The following is a 3966-nucleotide window of genomic DNA, read 5'->3' as shown; positions in this document are numbered from 1 at the left end:
GAAAACGAACGAACAAGGCGTTGCGAAGTTCGATAAACTACCAGCAGGAAAGTACACATACAAAGAAACGCTTGCACAACAAGGTTATGTGTCACATGAAGAAATATTCTCTTTTGAAATTAAAACGGATGGTGAAATTATTAAACACACCGTAAAAAACAAAAAGATTGAAGGTAGCTTAGAAATTACAAAAGTAGACGTAGTCGATGGAAACAACAAGTTACCAGGTGCAGAATTTACAATCTATAATGAGCAAGGCCAGGAAGTTGTAAAAGGGAAAACAAATGAAGAAGGCATTGCAAAGTTTGAGAAATTACCAGCTGGTAAATATACATATAAAGAGACATTCGCACCAGAGGGATATTTAATCAATGAAGAAACATTCTCTTTTGAAATTAAAACAGATGGTGAGATTATCAAACATGTTGTAGCAAATCAGAAAAAAGAAGTTCCACCAACACCAGAGAAGCCACAAACACCACAGGTCATTGAAAAACCTGTACCAACACCAGAGAAACCACAAAATATTGTAAAACAACCACAACCGATGAAAGAACAACCTAAGAAAGTAGAAAGTCATTTACCAACAACAGGCGGCAAAGCTGAAAATCCATATTGGAAATGGATTGGTGTTACATTTGTCATTCTTGGTAGCATCTTAACTGTTTACGCATTTAGAAAACGTAAAAATCAAGAAGTGTAAAACACTCTCAACTGATAAGGGAGGGCGGGATCAAATGTGCATATTTGATGTACATTATCAAATCAATGATAGGAAATATACGAAATCATATTTACTTGCATTGGTGGAAGATGGGTTTCAGTTGCGAAAAAATATCCGACATGTTCTGTTCAAAGAGCACCAACAAGAAATTAAGATTATTTCTACAGATTTAGAGGAATTAGATTTAGTAGCTTCATAAAAAACTGATACGAATGGAAAGGTGAGATCACTATGTGTGGAACATTTATTGGAAGAAGTGCACAAATCCCAGCATTTAGAAAACCAAAATGGTATGACATGAGTAAGTCAAATTCCATTGTCATAGGAAATGAAGGGAATAAAATGAATCCTCAATTTGTATTTGGAGAAGAAAATAGAAATATCTTGGTACGAGGTGGAACGGGAAAAGGAAAAACAGGTTTGATGAAGCAACTTCTTACCCTTGTTATGGCAGATGATCAATAAGCGACTGTCTTAGATGGGGAGGGAGAGTATAAAGAATACGAAAAAATGGGTGCTCACATTATCACCTTTACATCAAAAGATTCTTTTCTAAGCCAAACCGAAATAGAAACATGCAAACAATCGGATGTAGTTATCATAGATGAAGGATTAAGGTTGTATTCCAATAATCCAGAGGGATTCATCGATTTTTTGGAAGAACTAGAGGAACTGCATGTAAGAGTTTTTGTAAGTTTTCAAGCGATACCAGAGGAGTTATTGCACAGATTTGATGTGTAATTAGAATTAGACCCACTCATCGCTTAAAACTATACAATATTTCTATTTATCAATATAAAATGATAAAACAATACAGGGGGGATTTCTTATGAAACCAATTACGCATATGCGAAGTAAACGCGGGTTTTATATTGGGCGAGTTCCACATACAACAAATACATTTCCAATAAATAATCGTACAAAAGAATGGACGGGAAGAATGGGGAAAAGCATGATTTTCTCTTCTCTCTTAGTCACGCTAGACCCTTACAAAAAAGCGCGCAAATCATAATATTCATGGGAGGACATTCTTTCACTGAATATCCTCCCCACTTAAAAGGAGGAAGCAAGTTGGGAAAACAAGCGTATCAAAATCGTCAAGAATGCTGGGAAACGTTCTGGAAAGAACAAGTAACGGTAAATGGTGAATTAGATATTGAACAAGTGAAGCAAGAACTCTTCAATTATAAAACACTCTTAGATCAAATTAATCAACCTCAAAACGGAATCATGCAACCTCAAATTCTGATTCAACTAGCCGCTGAAGAACTAATACAAAAGCATCGTGAAAAACTAGTAGCCCTTGCATAAGGCCATTTCAAGGATAGAAAGGAAGTGAAGAAGTGGCGCACAGCAAGCTCGACAAAGAAATTGAAAACTTCATAGAAAAGAACTGGAAAATACTTTTAGGTATAGGAGCTGTCGCATTTGTCTGGTTTTCTAAAGACAAAATCCTCACAGAATTGATGAAGCTGGTGCCAACTGTAGTCGGTGTGTTTCGCGGGATTGCTTTATTGATCCTGTTAGGAATTGTCATACGAATTGTCTTACATGGCATCTATTTATACCTAGAAAAGAAGCGGTATCGATATGTATTATTCATCCCTCACATTGATGATGAAGTTACACCAGATAAGCTAGGGCAAATGATTCGGCATGTACATAGTTCGGGTCGAAAGCCTTTAGAACGCCTGTTAAAAGGGCGCGATTGGTACCGCATGACAATGTATCGTCCAGAGGGAGAAAATGAGCGTGTCCGCTTTTATGTAGGTGGTCCAGAAGATAAGATCAAACAGGTTGTACAAGCGATACAAAGTGCCTATACCCACAGTGAAATTTATACCGTCCCAAAGGAAGAAATGTCATTTCCGACGAGAAAAGCGGTGGGAGGACGGATGGTATTAAAGAGAAAGCGGCTAGATGCCACATTATCACTCGCGCGCTATACACGTGATGTATTACCGATGTTAGGAAGCGCAATGGAAGAAAAGACATGGATTGATATTGCTTTTACACCAGATAACGGATATCAGCTGACAAAAGGGATTCGAAAAGCAGAAAAGGCCATTCGAAAGAAGAAAAAGCATGGGCTAGATGCCTTTGAAAAAGAAGAAATTCGCGCATTAAATAAACGGTTTGCCAAAAATGAAGTGGCGTTTCAAGTATCTGTTTCATTCGCAAGTGACTATTATCCTGGTGTACCTGTCATCAAGAACTTAGGGCATATGGTGGCAAGTATTATGGCCGATGTGAATGAGCTTAGATACAGAAGGTTAAGACGAAGTATGCCAGCTGTACCACATCCCGTATACGGGAAAATGATCTGGACGGGATCAGAGCTATTAAACTTGTTCCATCTTCCTAACGTAACAGGGGATAAAAACAGCAAGACAGAGCGAAACATCTTGTATCTAGATAAAGGGGAAAATATGATACCAGATGATTTATTGGCCGAAGGCATTTCAATTGGTCATGTGATGCATCCCTATATCAAGGATCGATTAGTAAAAATTCGAGAAGACTTTTTCAAAAATCATGGCTACATTACGGGGAAAGTTGGGTCTGGTAAAAGTACCATTGCCATGAGGTTAATGCAAAGTGTCATTGATAAATGGTTAGAAAATCCGAATGAAGTGGGCGGCTTGTCTCTATTTGACCCGACGGAAGATTTGGCATATGTAGCAATGAATCGACTGTTGAAAGCGGAAAAGGATGGAAAAGAAGGAGATTGGAGTAAGGTTCACTTTATCCGTTTTCGAAACACAGATCATCCGCCAGCTTTGAATTTGTTTCATCGTTTTCCAAATGAAGATATCCAAACAGTGATTGAATCCATTATGGAAATGATCAAGTTAATGATTCAAGGGCAAGCACAACAAACAGAACGATTACTAAGGGCCATTATTGGGACGTTACTTTGTGATAAGAGTCAAATTCATACGATTTTAAGTATTCCACTCTTCATAAGTGACGAACTGTTTCGAGCAAATGTAATCGCCAATTTACAAGGGCCAGAACAAAAATATTACTCTCACTTTTGGAAATATGAAGTGGGAAGCGCGTTAGAAGACAGCACACAAGCGATTTTAAACCGATTAGATATCTTCCGTAATACGCTGTATTTAAAGCGTATGTACGGGCAAACAGGCTTTTCTTTAGAAATTCGGAAGTGGATGGATGAAGGCGTGTGCCTTGTTTCAGCCTAAACTAAACAGAAATGTTTAACAAAAGCTGAGTGACAT

5 protein-coding genes and 1 pseudogene are annotated in these 3966 nt (G+C 37.9%); all 6 read left to right on the top strand.

Annotation, left to right across the window (positions count from 1 at the left end; all coding sequences use genetic code 11):
- Positions 1 to 703, top strand: a 703-nt coding sequence (locus ACQRBL_RS31970) for a SpaA isopeptide-forming pilin-related protein (protein ID WP_427736373.1), incomplete at its 5' end; no start/stop codon positions are given.
- 34 nt (positions 704 to 737) lie between these two features.
- On the top strand, positions 738 to 923 hold the full coding sequence (locus tag ACQRBL_RS31965) for a hypothetical protein (protein WP_411996780.1): 186 nt from the start codon (positions 738 to 740) through the stop codon (positions 921 to 923).
- A 32-nt stretch (positions 924 to 955) separates the two neighbouring features.
- On the top strand, positions 956 to 1189 hold the full coding sequence (locus ACQRBL_RS31960) for a hypothetical protein (RefSeq protein ID WP_411996781.1): 234 nt from the start codon (positions 956 to 958) through the stop codon (positions 1187 to 1189).
- A gap of 364 nt (positions 1190 to 1553) precedes the next feature.
- Positions 1554 to 1736 carry a hypothetical protein gene (locus ACQRBL_RS31955; RefSeq protein ID WP_197265643.1) on the top strand — a complete coding sequence of 61 codons (183 nt, stop codon included), beginning with the start codon at positions 1554 to 1556 and terminating at the stop codon, positions 1734 to 1736.
- A 59-nt stretch (positions 1737 to 1795) separates the two neighbouring features.
- A complete protein-coding gene (locus tag ACQRBL_RS31950; protein ID WP_327940316.1) occupies positions 1796 to 2035 on the top strand; it encodes a hypothetical protein in 240 nt (79 codons plus the stop codon).
- A 32-nt stretch (positions 2036 to 2067) separates the two neighbouring features.
- A pseudogene (locus ACQRBL_RS31945) lies at positions 2068 to 3909 on the top strand (ATP-binding protein); the annotation flags it as partial.
- Between the last annotated feature and the right edge of the window lie 57 nt (positions 3910 to 3966).

The sequence above is a fragment of the Bacillus sp. AF62 genome (genome assembly GCF_050312695.1).
Taxonomy (GTDB): Bacteria; Bacillota; Bacilli; order Bacillales; family Bacillaceae_G; genus Bacillus_A; species Bacillus_A cereus.
This window is presented reverse-complemented; position numbering and strand designations above follow the sequence as displayed.

Coding starts and splice junctions, on each gene's coding strand:
- ACQRBL_RS31965 (WP_411996780.1), top strand. CDS start 738: ATGTGCATATTTGATGTACATTATCAAATCAATGATAGGAAATATACG.
- ACQRBL_RS31960 (WP_411996781.1), top strand. CDS start 956: ATGTGTGGAACATTTATTGGAAGAAGTGCACAAATCCCAGCATTTAGA.
- ACQRBL_RS31955 (WP_197265643.1), top strand. CDS start 1,554: ATGAAACCAATTACGCATATGCGAAGTAAACGCGGGTTTTATATTGGG.